This window comes from Denitromonas ohlonensis (genome assembly GCF_007625205.1).
In the GTDB taxonomy this organism is placed as follows: domain Bacteria; phylum Pseudomonadota; class Gammaproteobacteria; order Burkholderiales; family Rhodocyclaceae; genus Nitrogeniibacter; species Nitrogeniibacter ohlonensis.
The window spans coordinates 419,390-436,154 of the sequence record NZ_VMNI01000007.1 but is presented as its reverse complement, the minus strand read 5'-3'; the positions used below and the strand labels follow the sequence as shown (position 1 = coordinate 436,154).

Here is a 16,765-nt window from a genome sequence, read left to right as displayed (position 1 = left end):
TCAGATCGACACCGATTCGTTGTCGCTCACCCGGGGACGCTTGAGCACCATCACTTTCTCTTCACTGCGGTTGGCCGCTTCGCGCGCCTGATGCGCGGTCACCAGACACTGCAGGCTGACCGAGTCGAGGTAATCGAACATGCGGCGGTTGAGGTTGGTCCACAGGTCGTGGGTCATGCAGCGGTGTTCGTCGTGGCAATTTTGCTTGCCGCCACACTGCGTCGCGTCCAGCGGCTCATCGACGGCGACAATGATGTTCGCCACCGTCAATTCCGCCATCGGCTTGGCGAGGCAATACCCGCCACCGGGGCCACGCACGCTGGACACCAGGTTGTGGCGGCGCAATTTGCCAAAAAGCTGCTCGAGATAAGACAGCGAAATACTCTGTCGCTCAGCGATGCCTGCGAGCGTTACGGGCCCGCCGTCCTGGCGCAACGCCAAGTCGATCATTGCGGTCACGGCGAACCGGCCTTTGGTCGTCAGTCTCATTGCAATGCCCTCGCAGCTCGAATACCTGAATTATCTAGTCGACAATACAGTACCCGACTACTTCGATCAACTATTACCCCCCGCCCTAATCGACCATCTTGCCCAGGCGCTCCGCATCGAAGCTGTCAGCCGATTCACCATCACCATTGACGGGCACGCCGGCGGCTTCAAGACGTTGAATCATGAGCGCCAGACGCCGATCCGTTTCGACGGCGTGATCGAGCAGACCATGGATTGCCTTGGCCATCGGATCGTCCATATCGCGCGTCACACCGTAGGCCGAAAAGCCCATGGCTTCGGCCTTCTGCTCACGCGCGTCATCGCGCTCACGGTCGATGATCCGCGCCGGGTTGCCGACCGCGGTCGCCCCTTCGGGCACCGGCTTGACCACCACCGCGTTGGAGCCCACCTTGGCGCCGTCGCCCACGGTAAAACCGCCGAGCACTTGTGCGCCCGCGCCAATCACCACACCCTTGCCGAGCGTGGGATGCCGCTTGGCACCGCGATATAGCGAGGTGCCGCCCAGCGTGACGCCTTGATAAATAGTGCAATCGTCGCCGAGCTCCGCTGTTTCACCGATCACCACACCCATGCCGTGATCAATAAACACGCGCCGACCGATCACCGCCCCCGGATGAATCTCGATACCGGTCAGCCAGCGGCTGATATGGCTGATAAAGCGGCCAAGCCAGTAGAGCTTTCGGGTCCACGCTGCGTGAGCGAGACGATGGAACATCAGGGCATGCACGCCGGGATAACAGGTCAGCACCTCGAGCGCTGAGCGTGACGCGGGGTCACGGCTCATGACACTGTTGATATCTTCCCGCAAGCGACTGAACATGCGCCCCTCCAAAGATTTGGCAAACGAAAGGCGCCCACCTTGGCGAGCGCCCAAAAAAGTCCGACTATTTTAATCGACTTTACGCTGAAGCGCACTGAGGATACCGCGCAGAATCCCGACCTCTTCCTTCTCCAGCCGCACCCGGCCGAACAGGCGACGCAGCCGCGGCATCAGCTTTCGTGGATTGGCCGGATCGTGAAATCCGCTCTCGATCATGGCCTGCTCAAGGTGGCCGTAAAAACCTTCCACCTCATCGAATTCTGCCGACACGCCGGCGCCATCCGGCGCGTCGGGTCGCGCCAGGCAGGCCATCCGCATCTCGTAGCACAGGATCTGCACCGCAGCGGCCAGGTTGAGAGAGCTGTACTCGGCATTGGCCGGGATCATCACCGGCAGGTGGCACAAGGCCAGTTCTTCGTTGGTCATGCCGCTGGACTCGTTGCCAAACACCAAGGCCACATCGCCTTGCGCGGCGTAACGGGTCACCGTGCCGACCGCCTCGCGCGACCATTGCATGGGCAGCGACAGCTCCCGCCGTCGCGCTGTCATGGCGGCGCTGAACACCGTGCCCGACAAGGCCTCTTCGAGCGAGCCGACGATCTGGGCGTTCTCCAGCACATCGTTGGCGCCCGAAGCGCGCGCGGTAGCAATCTCGCTCGGAAAAACATGGGGGCTGACCAGCACAAGGCGGGACAAACCCATGGTTTTCATGGCGCGTGCAGCCCCCCCGATGTTGCCGGGATGGCTGGTGCGTGTGAGCACAATACGCACACGGTCAAGCAGACTGGCTTCATTCATACTAGAATTTGTGGTTTTTCAATTTTTGCGAACGGGCACATGCCTGTTCAACGGACTGTAATGCATCCCATCCTCACCATCGCCGTCAAGGCCGCTCGCCGCGCGGGCACGACCATCAACCGCGCCGCCAGTGATATCGATCGTATTCGTGTCGAGACCAAAGCCGCCAACGATTTCGTTACCGAGGTCGATCGCGCCGCGGAAGCCGCCATCATTGAAGTGCTGCTCGACGCCTACCCGGGGCATGGGATCTTAGCAGAAGAATCCGGCCAGGCCGCCGGCAATGCCGACAGTGAATACCAGTGGATCATCGACCCGCTCGACGGCACCACCAACTTCATTCACGGCTTTCCTCAGTACGCGATTTCAATCGCCCTGGCGCGCGAAGGCGTGGTCGAGCAAGCGGTGGTTTACGATCCGGTGCGCAACGAGTTGTTCACCGCCTCAAAAGGCCGTGGTGCCTATCTGAACGAGCGCCGTATCCGCGTCTCGCGCCGTACCAAGCTGGCCGACTCACTGCTCGCCACCGGCTTCCCGTTCCGCGAGCTCGACAATATCGACGCCTATCTCGGCATGTTCCGCGAGCTGTGCCAGAAAACGGCCGGCATCCGCCGCCCTGGCGCCGCATCGCTCGATCTGGCCTATGTTGCGTCGGGTCGCGTCGATGGTTTCTGGGAAATGGGTCTGTCGATCTGGGACATCGCCGCGGGCGCCCTGCTGGTGCAAGAGGCCGGCGGCCTGGTCAGCGACCTGTCTGGCGAATCGGACTACCTCAACACCGGCAATATCATCGCCGCCACGCCCAAGGTCTTCGTCCAGATGCTGCCCATCATCCAGGCCCACCGCCCTGTCGGCATGACCGCCTGAGGGTGTCTGCGCCCATGAACACCGCGCTCCGCTCGGCGGAGGGGCACACCCCCATGATGCAGCAGTACCTGGCGCTCAAGGCGCAGTACCCGGCGCTGCTGCTGTTTTACCGGATGGGCGATTTCTACGAGCTGTTTTTTGAAGACGCCGAGAAAGCCGCCCGTCTGCTCGACATTACCCTGACCACCCGCGGCAAGTCGGCCGGCGAGCCAATCAAGATGGCGGGCGTGCCTTACCACGCCGTCGAGCAATATCTGGCGCGGCTGGTGAAAATGGGCGAGTCGATCGTCATCGCCGAGCAAGTGGGCGACCCGGCCACCACCAAGGGGCCGATGGAGCGCGCCGTAGCGCGCATCGTCACCCCCGGCACCGTCACCGACGCGGCCTTGATGGACGACCGGCGCGACGCGCTGCTGCTGTGCGCCCATGTGCATCGCGGCACGCTGGGTCTGGCCTGGCTCAACCTCGCCAACGGCGACCTGCGCCTGCTCGAGTGCGCGCCCGAACAACTGCAAACCCAGTTCGAACGCCTGCGCCCCGCCGAGGTGTTGATCTCTGACGCCCTGCGCCTGCCACTGATCGAGTCGCTCGCCCCGGCGCTGCAGAAAATGCCCGACTGGCAGTTCGACAGCGCCAATGGCGCACGTCTGCTCACCGCGCATCTGGGCACCCGCGATCTGTCCGGCTATGGCGCTGACGATCTGCCCGTCGCGCTGGCCGCCGCCGCGGCGCTGTATGAATACGCCAGTGGCACCCAGCAGCAGAGCCTGCGCCACGTCACCGGCATTCGGGTCGAGCACGAGTCCGAATACATCCGCCTCGACGCCGCCACCCGCCGCAACCTCGAACTGACCGAAACCCTGCGCGGCGAGGCTTCGCCCACGCTGCTGTCCTGCCTCGACACCTGCGTCACCAGCATGGGCTCGCGCTGGCTGCGTCACGCGATTCATCATCCGCTGCGCGACCGCGCCGCCGTCACCGCCCGCCATGCCGCCGTGGCCGAGTTGCTCGGCGATGCCGGCAGCGGCCCCGGCGCCAATGTACGAACCGCGCTCAAGGGCGTGGCCGACGTGGAGCGCATCACCGCCCGCATCGCCCTGCGCTCCGCCCGCCCGCGTGATCTGTCGGCGCTGCGCGATACGCTCGCACGCTTGCCAACGCTGTGCGCCTCGCTCACCGAGATCGAAGCGCCGGTGCTGGCCGCGCTGGCCGAGCAACTGGCCCCGCCAACGGCGGCGGCCGAGCTGCTCAGCCGTGCCATCACCCCCGAACCCTCCACCGCACTTCGCGACGGCGGGGTGATTGCCGACGGCTACGACGTCGACCTCGACGAGCTGCGCGGCATCCAGAACAACTGCGGCCAGTTCCTGATCGAAATGGAAGTGCGCGAACGCGAGCGCACCGGCATCTCGACGCTCAAGGTTGAATACAACCGGGTGCATGGCTTCTACATCGAAATTGGCCGCGTGCACGGCGACAAGGTGCCGGACGACTACCGCCGCCGCCAGACGCTGAAGAACGCCGAGCGCTACATCACGCCCGAGCTCAAGGCCTTCGAAGACAAAGCCTTGTCGGCGCAGGACCGCGCCCAAGCGCGCGAAAAGGCGCTCTACGAGACGATTCTCGATACGCTGGCAGGCGACATCCCCGAACTCCAGCGCGTCGCCCGCGCCATCGCCACACTCGACGCGCTCGCCGCGCTGGCCGAGTCGGCGCGACGTTACGATTACTGCTGCCCGGTGCTCTCCGACCAACCGGGGCTGGAACTCATCGACAGCCGCCATCCGGTGGTCGAGCGCCAGGTCGAAGCCTTCATCGCCAACCGCTGTTCGCTGTCGCCCACGCGTCGCATGCTGATGATCACCGGCCCCAACATGGGCGGTAAATCGACCTTCATGCGGCAGGTCGCGCTGATCACCCTGATGGCGCATATCGGCAGTTTTGTGCCGGCACAGCACGCCCGCATCGGCCCGATCGACGCCATCTTCACCCGCATCGGCGCCTCGGACGACCTCGCCTCCGGCCGCTCGACCTTCATGGTCGAGATGACCGAAGCGGCCGCCATCCTGCATGGCGCGACCGAGCACAGCCTGGTGCTGATGGACGAGATCGGCCGCGGCACTTCCACCTTCGACGGCCTGGCGCTGGCTTTTGCCATTGCCCGTCAATTGCTCGAAAAGAACCGCAGCCTGACCTTGTTCGCCACCCACTATTTCGAGCTCACCCGCGTCAACGTCGACTACCCGGAATGCGCCAATGTGCACCTGGATGCAGTCGAACACGGCCACCGCATCGTCTTCATGCACGCGGTCGAAGACGGCCCGGCCAGCCAGAGTTACGGGATCGAAGTGGCCGCGCTGGCAGGCATTCCGCCGGCCGTGGTACGCGACGCCCGGCGACGCCTGCGCGTGCTGGAGAACCAGTCGGTCGGCAGCAGCAGCCAGCCCGACCTGTTCGCCGCCCTGCCGGCCGAGGAACCCGACGCGCCCTCGCACCCGGCCATCGGCGCACTGGCAAACCTCGATCCGGACGCCCTGAGCCCGCGCGAAGCGCTCGAGCAACTCTACGCACTCAAACGCTTGGTCAACTGAGCATGCGCCGCTTTTTTATCGCCCTGGTTCTGGCTGCAAGCGCATCGCTCGCCACGGCCGCTGAATGGCATTTCGCGATCATCGGCGACACGCCCTACACCGACGCCGAACGCCAGTTGCTGCCTGCCATGCTGACGCAGCTCAGCGAGCGCCAACCGGCCTTCATCATCCACGCAGGCGACATCAAGAGTGGCAGCCAGCGTTGCGACGATGCGATGTATCTCGATCGGCGTGCGCTGTTCGATGCGGTGAATGTGCCGCTGGTCTACACCCCCGGCGACAACGAGTGGACGGACTGTCATCGCGACAACAACGGTGGCTACGATCCGCTCGAGCGGCTGAATTTCCTGCGTGGCGTCTTCTTTGACGACGCCAAATCCTTGGGCAAACCGCCGATGCCGGTGCTTCGCCAGAGCGATGCGAACAAGGCCGCACCCTACCCCGAGAATCTGCGCTGGGAACATGCTGGGGTCGTCTTTGCCACGCTCAACGTCACCGGCAGCAACAATAATTTCGGCAAGGCCGACACGCCGAGCGAAGACTACCGCCAACGCCACGCCGCCAATGTCGACTGGATGGCCGCTGCCTTCGCCCGCGCGGCGCAAATCGATGCGCGCCTGATCGTCCTCACCTTGCAAGGCGATCCGCACTTCAAGGCTTATGCCGCCGGCAAACCGAAACGCGGTTTTGTCGATTTTGTGGATCGACTTCGAGCACATGTGTTGGCCACCGATCGCCCGGTGATCCTGATTCACGGCGACAGCCACAACCACAAGATCGACCACCCGCTCAACGATCCGGCCGGCCAGCCCATCGCACACTTCACCCGCATCGAAACCTACGGCGCGCCCTTCATGGGCTGGGTTGAAGTACGCCTTGCCGATGCATCCGGCGCGGCGCGCATCACATCGCACCCGTGGGCACCGCCGCCGACGTTGCCATGAGCAAGCTCCATCTGGATGGCGTCGGCGAACTGAAAGCGATCGACGTGCAGATCAGTCAATTGAAGGCGGTGTGTCATCTGACCGACACGGACGCCCACATCTTCGACAGCCTGCACGTGCCGCTGAGCTTCGCGGCCGACTCACCCGAAGCCCGCGCCTGCCAGCGCCTCAAGGGGCTGTACTTCCTGCGAAGCTTCATCGGCTATCAACACCTGCAATCATTAAAGGGCGACGCCGACGCGCCGCTCTTTCCCCGGACTGGATTCTGAACCAATGGAAAATCCCATTGATATCCGCGAAGAAGCGGGCGTACGTTTTCTCCATTTTGGTACCGAGTGGGTGCAAGGGGCCATGCGTTTGCGCAGCCCGCATACGCTGGAGCTGCCCTACACCCGCGAAATGATGGCCGGCCTGCTGATGCGCGAGGCCCCCTGGCCGCGCCGCGTGCTGTCGATCGGCCTGGGCGCCGGCTCGCTGGCCAAATTCATTCACCGGCAACTGCCCGACGCGATTCACTCCGTGGTCGAAATCGAACCGCGTGTGCTGGCCATCGCCCGGCAGTATTTTCGTTTTCCGGCCGACGACGATCGCCTGCAGGTGCATCTGGAAGATGGCCTGGTGTTTATGGCGGATACAGACGAACGCTGGGACCTGATTCTGCTCGACGCCTACGACCACGACGTGCGCCAGGGGCCGCTCAATTCGATTGAATTCTATCGCTGCCTGCGCGAGCACCTGACCGACGACGGCCTGCTCTCAGCCAATCTGTTCAACCGGGGGCGCCGCTACGAGGGTACCGTGGCGCGCCTGGAATACGCCTTCGACCAACGCTCGCTGGCATTCAACTCGGCCGACCACGGCAACATGATTGCTTTTGGCGCTGTCGGACATCCGATTGAGCTCGACGCGGCCGAACTACGCGAACGAGCGATCGCGGTGCAAACAGCGACCGGCCTGGACCTGCGCCCCACCGTCAATCGCCTGCTCAGTGCCAAAGCCGATAGCGGCGAGTGGCTGCGGCTCTAGCCGAGCACTCGCCACACCAGATACTCAGTCCGCGGCCGCCGGTGCCTCGCTCGGCAGCCACAGACAGCCGCCCTTGGTCGCCTTGGCGATGTCGGCCAAAACGGCGGCATGCTCAGCCAGTTCGTCCTCGCTGGCGCGCAACACGGTCAGCGGCGGACGGTCAGCCAGCGAAGCCGCATGCTCTTCGGTCATTGCGGCGGTGGGCGCTTCGTCGAGGCCGATGATCAGACTCTCCTGCCCACGCGTCATCGCCAGATAGACCTCGGCCAGCAGCTCCGCATCCAGCAAGGCGCCGTGCAGCGTGCGCCGGGCGTTGTCCACGTCGAAGCGTTCGCACAAGGCGTCGAGTGTGGCCCGCTTGCCCGGGTTGAGCTCCTTGGCCATCTTCAGCGTATCGATCACCCCGGCGCAGATACCGCCGAGCCGCGGCCGGTTGATCAGCGTCAGCTCGTTGTCGAGAAAGCCGACGTCGAAGTTTGCGTTGTGAATGATCAGCTCGCCACCGCGAACAAAATCTTCGAACTCAGCCGCCACATCCCTGAATTTAGGCTTGTCGGCGAGAAACTCGTTGGTGATGCCGTGCACCTCAATGGCGCCCGGATCGCTATCGCGCTCGGGGTTGATGTACACATGGTAGTGACGCCCGGTGAGCTTGCGATTCACCAGTTCGACGCAGCCGATTTCAATCACCCGGTCGCCACTACGCCATTCCAGACCCGTCGTTTCCGTATCCAGCACAATCTGTCGCATATCCGCCTTCCTCAAGACGCCCGGCGGGCGCGAATCGACTCCACGCCCTGACGCGCCAAGGCATCCGCCCGCTCATTCTCGACATGCCCGGCATGCCCCTTGACCCACACCCACTCCAGCTGATGCGCACTTTGCACCGCATCGAGCGCGCGCCACAGGTCTTCATTCTTCACCGGCGCCTTGCTCGCCGTCTTCCAGCCGCGAGCCTTCCAGCCGTGGATCCACTCTGAAATGCCCTTTTGAACATACTGACTATCGGTGTGCACCCGCGCCTTCACCGGCCGTTTAAGCTCCTCAAGCGCACGAATGACAGCCAGCAGTTCCATACGGTTATTGGTGGTATTCGCTTCGCCGCCAAACAAGGTCTTCTCTTGCGTACCCCAGCGCAGGATCGCGCCCCAGCCGCCGGGGCCGGGGTTACCGCTGCAGGCGCCGTCGGTAAAAATATCGACTTCAATCGTCATTCTGTTTCCTGTGAATTCTTGCCACCCGCTGCCCGGGCGAAGCGACCGGGGCGAGCGATTTACGACGGGCGCTGCGCGTGCGCCATTTGGGCTGAATCAGCCGCATGCTGTGCACCCGCTTGACCGCCTGCAGCAGGTAAACACCACCGCACACCGGCCACCAGCGCTCACCCGCCGCGTCCATAAAGTTGAATCGGTCGAGCCAGCGCTGCTGACGCATGGGCGGGGCGTAACAACCAAAGCCCCCCCCGCGGGTATCGAAGCTCAGCAATTGCAGCCAATCCTTGAGTCGCCGCACTGACAGATATTGCCCTTGCCACGGAAACGCACCGGCACGCCGTTGTGCCAGCCGACGTGCGCCCCACAGGCTGTAGGGATTGAAGCCGGCCACGATCAGTTGCCCCTCAGGCACCAGAATGCGCTCCACTTCCCGCAGCACCTGGTGCGGGTGTTCCGCAAATTCCAGCGCGTGAGGCAAGAGCACCAGATCGACACTGCCAGACTCAAAAGGCAGCGCCTCTGCACTGGCCAACACATCCACCCGCCGACCGTCCGTCGTGAAATCGCACAACGTACGGGACGGGATACGGTTATTCCGCAGGAAGTCGACCTGCGTCAGTCCGATCTGCACCGCGTGGTAGCCGAACAGATCCGCTACCATGGCATCAAATTGCTTTTCCTCCCACGCCGTCACATACCGCCCCATGGGCGTCTGTAACCAATCGGCCAGATCCGCTGGCTGGCGTAGGTTTGGCGAGGAGGTATCAGGAGGCGTCATGAGACAGATTGTTCCCTTACCCGCGTTCAAAGATAACTATATTTGGCTGATGCACGACGGCCGCAACGCGCTTGTGGTCGACCCCGGCGACGCTGCGCCAGTGCAGGATTTTATCGCGCAACACGATCTGACGCTGGCTGCCGTGTTGATTACTCACCACCACGCCGATCATATCGGCGGCCTGGCGGCACTCGCGCCGCAGTGTCCGGTCTATGGTCCGGCCACCGAGACCATCGAGGGCGTCACCCACACGGTGCACGAGCCCAATGAATTCGCTATACCGGAGCTTGCACTGACGCTGCGAGTGCTCGACGTCCCCGGGCACACCCGCGGCCATATCGCGTATTACGCGCCGGGCCTGCTGTTTTGCGGTGACACACTGTTCAGTGCTGGTTGCGGGCGGATATTCGAAGGGACGCCCGCGCAATTGCTCAACTCGCTGAACAAGCTGGCAGCGCTACCGGACGACACGCAGGTGTACTGCACTCATGAATACACGCTTGCCAATCTTGCTTTCGCACAGGCGGCCGAACCGGACAACCTGACGCGGGATCTGTGGCTGGCTGAATGCACCGATCGGCGACTCAAGGGGCTGCCCACGCTGCCCAGCACCATTGGCCGAGAAAAAGCGATCAACCCCTTCCTGCGACCGCTCAGCCCATCCATCCGGTCCACGCTGGCCAATCAAAGACATCAGCCGGTCGACACTGCACTGACCACCTTCACCGCGCTGCGCGAGTGGAAAAACACGTTCTGAGGATCAGACTGCCGCGCCTTCGGATTGATTCGCCACGGCCACCTGATTACGCCCGGCGCGTTTAGCCAGATAGAGCGCCTTGTCGGCGGCATCGAGCATGTCGGCGATCGTCCCCGCGTCATCGGGTGACGGATAGACGGTCGTGACACCCACGCTCGTGGTCACGTAATCGGACACCGACGATCTGTCGTGCGGCAGTTTCAAGGAGACCAGCGCGTTGCGCATCGCTTCGGCCACTCGCCGGGCGCCCACCACGTTGGTCTCGGGCAGGATCACCACAAATTCTTCGCCACCGAAACGCGCCACCATGTCGGCGGGGCGCTTCAGTTCAGACTGAAAGCATGTTGCGACGACTTTGAGACACTCGTCGCCCGCCTGGTGACCGTAGCGATCGTTGTACTGTTTGAAGAAATCGACATCCAGCATCAGCATCGACAGGGGCAGGCGATTACGCCGTGAACGCTGCCACTCACGCGCGATCGACTCATCAAAGCATCGACGGTTTGCGATACCCGTCAGGCCATCGACGGAGGTCAGCCGCTTCAACTCGCGGTTGGCGTCATCCAGACGGCGCGTCAGCACCAACAGCGACAGCCGCATCTGCGCCAGTCGTTGCATCGCCCGAACCTTGGCCGCCAACACGACTTCAGATACCGGCTTGACCAGATAGTCGTCACCACCCGCCTCAATGCCGCGCTCCAGGTCTTTGTCGCTGGTGCGTGCCGTAAGAAAAATGATCGGCGTCCAGTCACCGTCTTTTTCGAGCAAGCGAATCCGCCGCGCAACCTCGAATCCATCAAGGCCGGGCATGATGACATCGAGCAGAATCAGATCGGGTCGGGATTGCTTGAATATCTCAAGCCCCGCCTCACCATCGCGCGCATGCACCGACTCCAGCCCCAGCTTGGCAAGCTGAGCAGTCACGATGGTGGCGCTGGTCACAGTGTCTTCTATCAGAAGAACTTTCATAAGAAAGGCCGGGCTTTAGACAGGGGTATTATTGCACCGATCACTATCACCAAAGTCGCAAAATCGCGTCAAAAACGAGGCCTTCTCCCGGTTTGACGCCTTTATTCACGGGTCTCTACAATGCGAGGCCTTTTAACCCTGCGGAATCCGATGACTGGCATTGTCCGCCTCTTTCTTGCCTTGGCGCTGTTCTGCCCTCCCCTCGGCGCGCAGACGCTCTCGCCAGACGCCGCAGGGCAAGGGCTATCTATCGCCCAACCGCAGGTGCTCGACCTCACCGCAGACGATGAGCCGATCATTACCGTCGACCTGACGCATCAGGCCGCCGACTTGTGGGACCGCATCCGGCGCGGCTTTGCCATGCCCGACCTCGATAGCGAGGAAGTCGCCACGCAGCAGATTCGCTACCTGAGCCACCCCAATGCGCTGCGCAGCCTGTTCGAGCGCAGCTACCGCTACCTGTACCACATTGTCGACGCCCTTGAGCGCCGGGGCCTGCCAACCGAGCTGGCACTATTGCCCATGGTCGAAAGCGGTTTCAACCCCATGGCCTTGTCGAGTTCGCGCGCCGCCGGGCTATGGCAGTTCATTCCCTCCACCGGCCGTTACTTCAAACTCGATCAAAACGAATGGGTCGATGAACGGCGCGACATCGTCGCCTCCACCGAGGCCGCCCTCGACTACCTCGAACGCATCTATGACATGCACGGCGACTGGCATCTCGCACTCGCCTCCTACAACTGGGGCGAAGGCGCGGTAGCGCGTGCGCGCAAGAAGAACGAAGCCGCCGGCTTGCCGACAGAACTGGCCTACCTCAAGCTGCCCGACGAGACCCGTCGCTATGTGCCCAAGCTGCTGGCCTTGAAGAACATCATCGCCCGGCCGGAGCTGTTCAATATCGAATTGCCGCATGTGCCGAACCGTTTGTACTTCGAGACCGTGGAAAGCCCGCCAGGCATCGATCTGGCCATGGCCGCCGCTTTCGCGCAGCTCCCCCTTGAAGAGCTCGTTGCACTGAACCCGGCTTTTCGGCGCCCGGTCATTCCGGAAGGGCGGCAACAATTGATCCTGCCGGCCGATCGGGTTGACCTCTTCCAGTCGAAACTCGCCGGCGCAGGACCACGCTGGCAAACCTATCGCCTGGGCAACTCGGAGAGTGTGGAAAGCGTCGCCGGCAAGTTCGGACTGACGCTCACCGAACTACTTCAGGTCAACGGGCTGACCTCGCCGTTCAATCTCAAGTCGGGCACCGTGTTGCTGGTGCCGGCAGGCGCCGACGTGCAAGCGGTCATGCCGCTGACCAACCTGATCCCCGACTTGCCCAGCGCCAAAGAAATCAGCACTCAGGCGCCAAAAAAGAAAAAATCCAAGCGCCGCAACAAAAAACGACGTTAGCCCCGCTTAGTCCACCGCAGGGTAGTGGCAACGAACATAGCCGCCATCATCAAACCGAGTCACCTCCGGGTAGTCCGACCGGCATCGATCATCGGCCTTGGCGCAACGCGGATGAAAGTGGCAGCCGGTGGGCGGATTCAGCGGTGAGGGCAATGAAATCTCGATCTGCGACACGGCCGCACGATCCTCCGATGGCGTCGCGCTGAGCACGGCGTCGAGCAAGGTGCGGGTATAGGGATGACGCGGCTGACGCAAGACTTGCTCGCGATCCCCCTGCTCCACGATCCGTCCCAGATACATCACCGCGACCTCGTCCGCCAGATAATCCACCACGGCGATGTTGTGCGTAATGAACAGATACGCCAACTGCTCGCTGCGCTGAACATCCCGCATCAGATTCAGGATCTGGGCTTGCACCGAAACGTCCAACGCACTGGTCGGCTCGTCGCAGACAATCACCTTGGGCGACACCGCCAGCGCCCGCGCCAAGGCAATGCGTTGCCGCTGACCACCGGAGAAAGCGTGCGGATAGCGGTCGCGCATCGCCGAATCAAGGCCCACCCGGGCGAGCAAGGCATCCACGCGGCGGGATCGTTCCTGCGCGTTTCCCGCCGTCTTTAAGGCGGCCATGCCCTCTTCCAGGATGTCGCCGATGCGCATGCGCGGATTCAGCGAAGCGAACGGGTCCTGAAAAACCATCTGAACCTGACGACGCAACTCCTGCAGCGCACCGCCACGTCGCCCCGTCTGCTCCACCCCTGACAACTTCACGGAGCCCGCCGTGGGCCGCACAAGCTGCATCAGCGCCTTGCCAGCGGTGGTCTTGCCGCAACCGGACTCGCCCACGAGCGCCAGCGTTTTTCCTGGTGTGAGGGTGAGGCTGATGCCATCGACGGCTTTGACCTGTCCGGTGATGCGCTTCAGCACCCCTTTACGTACCGGGAAATGCACCTTCAGGTCAGACACCGCCAGCAATGGCTCGGCGGCCACAGTCGTCGCACCGAGCGCATCGTCGTGCACCTGAGGCGGGGGCGCAGCTTGTGCCGGCAGTGCCGGGTCATACAAATGACACCGCACCTGCCGGCCCTCAACCTCATACCAAGCGGGCCGGCGCTCGGCGCAATGCGCCATGGCCGATGGGCAACGCGGTGCAAATCGGCAGCCGACAAAGGTTTGATCGAGCCGCGGCACCATCCCAGCCAGCGTTTCAAGCGGTCGCAAGCGCCCCGCCGGCGTTGGCAAGGCGGCAAACAGCTTTCGTGAATAGGGGTGAAGCGGCGCGCTGAAGAAGGCCTTACGCGCACCGGTCTCGATCAGTTCGCCCGCATACATGACCGCCACCGAGTGCGCCATGCGCGCCACCACGCCCAGGTCGTGCGTAATCAGCAACATGCCCATCCGTCGCGAGCGCTGCAGATTGGCCAATACATCGAGCACCTGCGACTGCAAGGTGACATCCAGCGCGGTCGTCGGCTCGTCGGCGATCAGCAAATCCGGATTCCCGGCAAGCGCCATCGCGATCATGGCGCGCTGCTTCATGCCGCCAGAGAACTGGAATGGATACTCATCCAGTCGACGATCAGCGTCGGGGATGCCAACCGCCGACAGCAAACGCGTCGCCTCGGCGCGCGCGGGCGCACCGCTCAGGCCGCGATGACGACTAAGGACCTCTTCAATCTGGTGATACACCGTCATCACCGGGTTCAGGCTGGTCGATGGCTCCTGAAAGATCATCGCCATCCCACCCCCGCGCACCTGCCGCATACGCGCTTCTGGCAAGGACAGCACATCATTGCCGTGATAGCGCACCGTGCCGCCGGCAATGCGCCCACCCGCTGGCAGCAGTCGCATCAGCGCCAGTGCAGTCATGGATTTTCCGCAGCCTGATTCACCGAGCAGCGCCACCGTCTGGCCAGGCGCGATCGACAGATTCAAGCCATCGACGGGACGCACGCGCTGCCCGGCATCAATGTCGACAGAAAGGCCTTCAACGCTCAACAGTTCAGCATGCTCGGACACAGTCATGAAGTGGTCACACAAACCCGTTTGAATTCAGCACAGAGGCGGGGCAATGCCCGCAGGACGATGGAAGGCCCGCTACGAGAATCTACTGCGAACGCGCCAGAAATCAAAACGGGCCGCAATCTGGCGGCCCGTTCGAGATGCTTTTGAATCCGGTCAGTGGTGGTGACCACCGGCGCCATGGACATGACCATGGGAGATTTCTTCAGCCGTTGCGGCACGCACTTCTGCGATCGTGATATCGAACAGCAGGGCAACGCCGGCCAGCGGATGGTTGCCATCGACCACGACCTTGCCATCAGCGATATCGGTGATCCGGTAGAGGATCTCGTCTTCGCCATCTTCGGTCACGCGTTCGAAGCTCATGCCCACTTCGATGTTGTCCGGAAACAGGGTGCGATCTTCCATCATCACCATGTTTTCGTCGTACTCGCCAAACGCATCGTCGGGCTGAAGCTTCATCTTCAGGTTTTCGCCGGTGTTCTTGCCCTGCAGCGCCTCTTCGATCGGCGAAAAGATCCCGTCGTAGCCTCCGTGCAGGTAGACCAACGGATGCTGGCCATCATCGACCACGTTTCCGTCAGGATCATGGACAGTGTATTTAAGCGTTACGACGGTGTTTTTTGCGATTTGCATTAGCTTTTTCCGGTTCCAGTTCCCTGACAAGAGCGAGCACTTCAGCAACATGGCCGCGGGGCGCGACGTCATACAGCGCATGCCGAATCTGACCGGTCTTGTCGATAATAAAAGTCGAACGTAACACACCCATTCGTTTCACGCCATCGACCACTTTCTCGCGCCAAACCCCGAACAACTTGCATGCTTCCGCTTCAGTGTCGGCCAGCAACCGGATCGACAAGCCATGCTCATCGCGAAACTCTGCATGCGTCAGGCAATCGTCGGGGCTGACGCCCACAACGATGCAGTCGAGCCGATTGAAAACATCTTCATGGTCGCTGAAATCAGCAGCCTGAAGCGTACAACTGGGGGTGTTGTCACGGGGATAGAAAAACAGAACGACATGGCGGTTGCCGCGAACGGACGCCATGTCGAAGTTTTCCATATCGGCATCCGGCAACGAGAAAAGGGGCGCGTTATCTCCGCTGCGCAACATAGGCTCACCTTCAAGTGCAAACGATACGATCCTGCTTGAGGCGCGAACTGTACTTGTGGCGGAACTATTCGGCAACAGCATTGTGACCCCCTCTATCCGTCGATTCAGCTTGGCGTAATTGAACGAATAGACCATCAGCCTGCCCGCCTCAAGTGCCGATAGCATCACGACGACGTCCGGATGGTTCCTTTAAGGCTATACGCACGAACGTCTGAAAACACTCATCCGACGCCTATGACATCTCCCCCGCCCGCGCTTTGCCATTGATAACGTATTGATTTGAAAGCCCGCCATATTCTGACGGAAGCACCGCCCATCGGCCCTGCAGCAGCCGACAAATATGACAAAGTCTTTCGACAATCGACAGATTTCAGGTGGACGTCCGCTTGGTGAAAAAAGTCACGCGCAAAATGAAACAGCGGAGCGGGCGTGCAGGATCAGCTCGGCACCACGGCGCTTGTGTGTCTGCAAAAAAACACAGCCTTGGCGCCACAATCCGTAATGTGACTTTGCGCGCTGTCGAGCGCAGTGCCGGCTCGCGCCAGTCGCATCGGAGATTGAGCCTGCGAGCTGAAGCGCGGGGGCGAACACTGATAGGTGCCAACGAAATCGGCGTGTGGTCAGTCAGAGCCGGCGACGCGTGAAAACCGCCTCCAGGCAAAGCAGAAAGGTGCCGACAAAACAAAAAAGCGGGCGCTTGCGCGCCCGCTTTTCGGTATTTCTGGCGGAGTGGACGGGACTCGAACCCGCGACCCCCGGCGTGACAGGCCGGTATTCTAACCAACTGAACTACCACTCCACACCTTTCGGTGTCTTGGCCGGTGCCACCGGCCAAATCAAAGGCTGCCAAGCTTCTCTGGCAGCCTTCGTACAACTTGGCGTCCCTACGGGGATTCGAACCCCGGTCGCCGCCGTGAAAGGGCGGTGTCCTAGGCCTCTAGACGATAGGGACCTTGTTTC

At 62.2% G+C, this 16,765-nt stretch carries 17 protein-coding genes and 2 tRNA genes; 7 read left to right on the top strand and 12 right to left on the bottom strand.

Annotation, left to right across the window (positions count from 1 at the left end; translation table 11 throughout):
- The 3 genes from iscR to FHP89_RS09285 form a co-directional block, all read right to left on the bottom strand.
- Nucleotides 1-489 (bottom strand): Fe-S cluster assembly transcriptional regulator IscR, encoded by a 489-nt coding sequence (gene iscR, locus FHP89_RS09295; RefSeq protein WP_144173486.1) that lies wholly within the window; start codon nucleotides 487-489, stop codon nucleotides 1-3.
- 85 nt (nucleotides 490-574) lie between these two features.
- Nucleotides 575-1,330 (bottom strand): serine O-acetyltransferase, encoded by a 756-nt coding sequence (gene cysE / locus FHP89_RS09290; RefSeq protein WP_144173483.1) that lies wholly within the window; start codon nucleotides 1,328-1,330, stop codon nucleotides 575-577.
- A gap of 69 nt (nucleotides 1,331-1,399) precedes the next feature.
- Nucleotides 1,400-2,128, bottom strand: coding sequence for an RNA methyltransferase (locus FHP89_RS09285; RefSeq protein ID WP_144173481.1), 729 nt, complete (start codon nucleotides 2,126-2,128; stop codon nucleotides 1,400-1,402).
- Nucleotides 2,129-2,188: 60 nt separating this feature from the next.
- Between FHP89_RS09285 and FHP89_RS09280 the strand changes: the two genes are divergently transcribed.
- From FHP89_RS09280 to FHP89_RS09260, 5 genes are read left to right on the top strand one after another with little or no spacing between them, the layout of a single operon-like run.
- Nucleotides 2,189-2,995, top strand: coding sequence for an inositol monophosphatase family protein (locus FHP89_RS09280; RefSeq protein ID WP_144173479.1), 807 nt, complete (start codon nucleotides 2,189-2,191; stop codon nucleotides 2,993-2,995).
- A 14-nt stretch (nucleotides 2,996-3,009) separates the two neighbouring features.
- Entirely contained in the window at nucleotides 3,010-5,586 is a 2,577-nt protein-coding gene (gene mutS, locus FHP89_RS09275) for a DNA mismatch repair protein MutS (protein ID WP_260851538.1), read from the top strand.
- A gap of 2 nt (nucleotides 5,587-5,588) precedes the next feature.
- A complete protein-coding gene (locus tag FHP89_RS09270; RefSeq protein WP_144173473.1) occupies nucleotides 5,589-6,530 on the top strand; it encodes a hypothetical protein in 942 nt (313 codons plus the stop codon).
- Nucleotides 6,527-6,799 (top strand): hypothetical protein, encoded by a 273-nt coding sequence (locus tag FHP89_RS09265; RefSeq protein ID WP_144173465.1) that lies wholly within the window; start codon nucleotides 6,527-6,529, stop codon nucleotides 6,797-6,799. Before FHP89_RS09270 ends, FHP89_RS09265 begins: the two co-directional genes overlap by 4 nt.
- Nucleotides 6,800-6,803: 4 nt before the next feature.
- Nucleotides 6,804-7,556, top strand: a complete 753-nt coding sequence (locus tag FHP89_RS09260; protein ID WP_144173460.1) for a fused MFS/spermidine synthase — start codon at nucleotides 6,804-6,806, stop codon at nucleotides 7,554-7,556.
- Between the two features lie 24 nt (nucleotides 7,557-7,580).
- Here the strand turns inward: FHP89_RS09260 and dnaQ are convergent, their stop codons facing one another.
- Genes dnaQ through FHP89_RS09245 form a run of 3 tightly spaced genes read right to left on the bottom strand, consistent with a single transcriptional unit; the run spans nucleotide 7,581 to nucleotide 9,548 of the window.
- Entirely contained in the window at nucleotides 7,581-8,306 is a 726-nt protein-coding gene (gene dnaQ, locus FHP89_RS09255; RefSeq protein ID WP_144173459.1) for a DNA polymerase III subunit epsilon, read from the bottom strand.
- A gap of 11 nt (nucleotides 8,307-8,317) precedes the next feature.
- Nucleotides 8,318-8,770 carry a ribonuclease HI gene (gene rnhA, locus FHP89_RS09250; RefSeq protein ID WP_144173457.1) on the bottom strand — a complete coding sequence of 151 codons (453 nt, stop codon included), beginning with the start codon at nucleotides 8,768-8,770 and terminating at the stop codon, nucleotides 8,318-8,320.
- The gene (locus FHP89_RS09245) at nucleotides 8,760-9,548 is read right to left on the bottom strand and encodes a class I SAM-dependent methyltransferase (RefSeq protein WP_144173455.1); all 789 of its coding nucleotides are present in this window, start codon (nucleotides 9,546-9,548) and stop codon (nucleotides 8,760-8,762) included. The genes rnhA and FHP89_RS09245 overlap by 11 nt, the downstream gene beginning before the upstream one ends.
- Between FHP89_RS09245 and gloB the strand changes: the two genes are divergently transcribed.
- Nucleotides 9,547-10,305: a hydroxyacylglutathione hydrolase gene (gene gloB, locus FHP89_RS09240; RefSeq protein WP_144173453.1), complete on the top strand. Its 759-nt coding sequence runs from the start codon at nucleotides 9,547-9,549 to the stop codon at nucleotides 10,303-10,305. The genes FHP89_RS09245 and gloB overlap by 2 nt on opposite strands.
- A 3-nt stretch (nucleotides 10,306-10,308) precedes the next feature.
- Here the strand turns inward: gloB and FHP89_RS09235 are convergent, their stop codons facing one another.
- Nucleotides 10,309-11,274, bottom strand: a complete 966-nt coding sequence (locus tag FHP89_RS09235; protein WP_144173451.1) for a GGDEF domain-containing response regulator — start codon at nucleotides 11,272-11,274, stop codon at nucleotides 10,309-10,311.
- A gap of 150 nt (nucleotides 11,275-11,424) precedes the next feature.
- Here FHP89_RS09235 and FHP89_RS09230 point away from each other — a divergent pair, with 150 nt between their 5' ends.
- Entirely contained in the window at nucleotides 11,425-12,669 is a 1,245-nt protein-coding gene (locus FHP89_RS09230; protein WP_144173449.1) for a transglycosylase SLT domain-containing protein, read from the top strand.
- A 6-nt stretch (nucleotides 12,670-12,675) separates the two neighbouring features.
- Here the strand turns inward: FHP89_RS09230 and FHP89_RS09225 are convergent, their stop codons facing one another.
- The 5 genes from FHP89_RS09225 to FHP89_RS09205 form a co-directional block, all read right to left on the bottom strand.
- Complete coding sequence (locus tag FHP89_RS09225) at nucleotides 12,676-14,694, bottom strand: ABC transporter ATP-binding protein (protein WP_144173447.1); 2,019 nt, start codon at nucleotides 14,692-14,694, stop codon at nucleotides 12,676-12,678.
- Nucleotides 14,695-14,847: 153 nt separating this feature from the next.
- Nucleotides 14,848-15,327, bottom strand: a complete 480-nt coding sequence (locus FHP89_RS09220) for an FKBP-type peptidyl-prolyl cis-trans isomerase (protein WP_144173445.1) — start codon at nucleotides 15,325-15,327, stop codon at nucleotides 14,848-14,850.
- Entirely contained in the window at nucleotides 15,293-15,805 is a 513-nt protein-coding gene (locus tag FHP89_RS09215) for a peroxiredoxin (RefSeq protein WP_144173796.1), read from the bottom strand. The genes FHP89_RS09220 and FHP89_RS09215 overlap by 35 nt, the downstream gene beginning before the upstream one ends.
- A gap of 722 nt (nucleotides 15,806-16,527) precedes the next feature.
- Nucleotides 16,528-16,604: transfer RNA gene (locus FHP89_RS09210), tRNA-Asp, on the bottom strand.
- A 77-nt stretch (nucleotides 16,605-16,681) separates the two neighbouring features.
- Nucleotides 16,682-16,757: transfer RNA gene (locus FHP89_RS09205), tRNA-Glu, on the bottom strand.
- Nucleotides 16,758-16,765 lie beyond the last annotated feature (8 nt).

Coding starts and splice junctions, on each gene's coding strand:
- iscR (WP_144173486.1), bottom strand. CDS start 489: ATGAGACTGACGACCAAAGGCCGGTTCGCCGTGACCGCAATGATCGAC.
- dnaQ (WP_144173459.1), bottom strand. CDS start 8,306: ATGCGACAGATTGTGCTGGATACGGAAACGACGGGTCTGGAATGGCGT.
- gloB (WP_144173453.1), top strand. CDS start 9,547: ATGAGACAGATTGTTCCCTTACCCGCGTTCAAAGATAACTATATTTGG.
- mutS (WP_260851538.1), top strand. CDS start 3,010: ATGAACACCGCGCTCCGCTCGGCGGAGGGGCACACCCCCATGATGCAG.
- FHP89_RS09265 (WP_144173465.1), top strand. CDS start 6,527: ATGAGCAAGCTCCATCTGGATGGCGTCGGCGAACTGAAAGCGATCGAC.
- FHP89_RS09225 (WP_144173447.1), bottom strand. CDS start 14,694: ATGACTGTGTCCGAGCATGCTGAACTGTTGAGCGTTGAAGGCCTTTCT.
- FHP89_RS09230 (WP_144173449.1), top strand. CDS start 11,425: ATGACTGGCATTGTCCGCCTCTTTCTTGCCTTGGCGCTGTTCTGCCCT.
- cysE (WP_144173483.1), bottom strand. CDS start 1,330: ATGTTCAGTCGCTTGCGGGAAGATATCAACAGTGTCATGAGCCGTGAC.
- FHP89_RS09220 (WP_144173445.1), bottom strand. CDS start 15,327: ATGCAAATCGCAAAAAACACCGTCGTAACGCTTAAATACACTGTCCAT.
- FHP89_RS09260 (WP_144173460.1), top strand. CDS start 6,804: ATGGAAAATCCCATTGATATCCGCGAAGAAGCGGGCGTACGTTTTCTC.
- FHP89_RS09215 (WP_144173796.1), bottom strand. CDS start 15,805: ATGTTGCGCAGCGGAGATAACGCGCCCCTTTTCTCGTTGCCGGATGCC.
- FHP89_RS09285 (WP_144173481.1), bottom strand. CDS start 2,128: ATGAATGAAGCCAGTCTGCTTGACCGTGTGCGTATTGTGCTCACACGC.
- rnhA (WP_144173457.1), bottom strand. CDS start 8,770: ATGACGATTGAAGTCGATATTTTTACCGACGGCGCCTGCAGCGGTAAC.
- FHP89_RS09245 (WP_144173455.1), bottom strand. CDS start 9,548: ATGACGCCTCCTGATACCTCCTCGCCAAACCTACGCCAGCCAGCGGAT.
- FHP89_RS09270 (WP_144173473.1), top strand. CDS start 5,589: ATGCGCCGCTTTTTTATCGCCCTGGTTCTGGCTGCAAGCGCATCGCTC.
- FHP89_RS09280 (WP_144173479.1), top strand. CDS start 2,189: ATGCATCCCATCCTCACCATCGCCGTCAAGGCCGCTCGCCGCGCGGGC.
- FHP89_RS09235 (WP_144173451.1), bottom strand. CDS start 11,274: ATGAAAGTTCTTCTGATAGAAGACACTGTGACCAGCGCCACCATCGTG.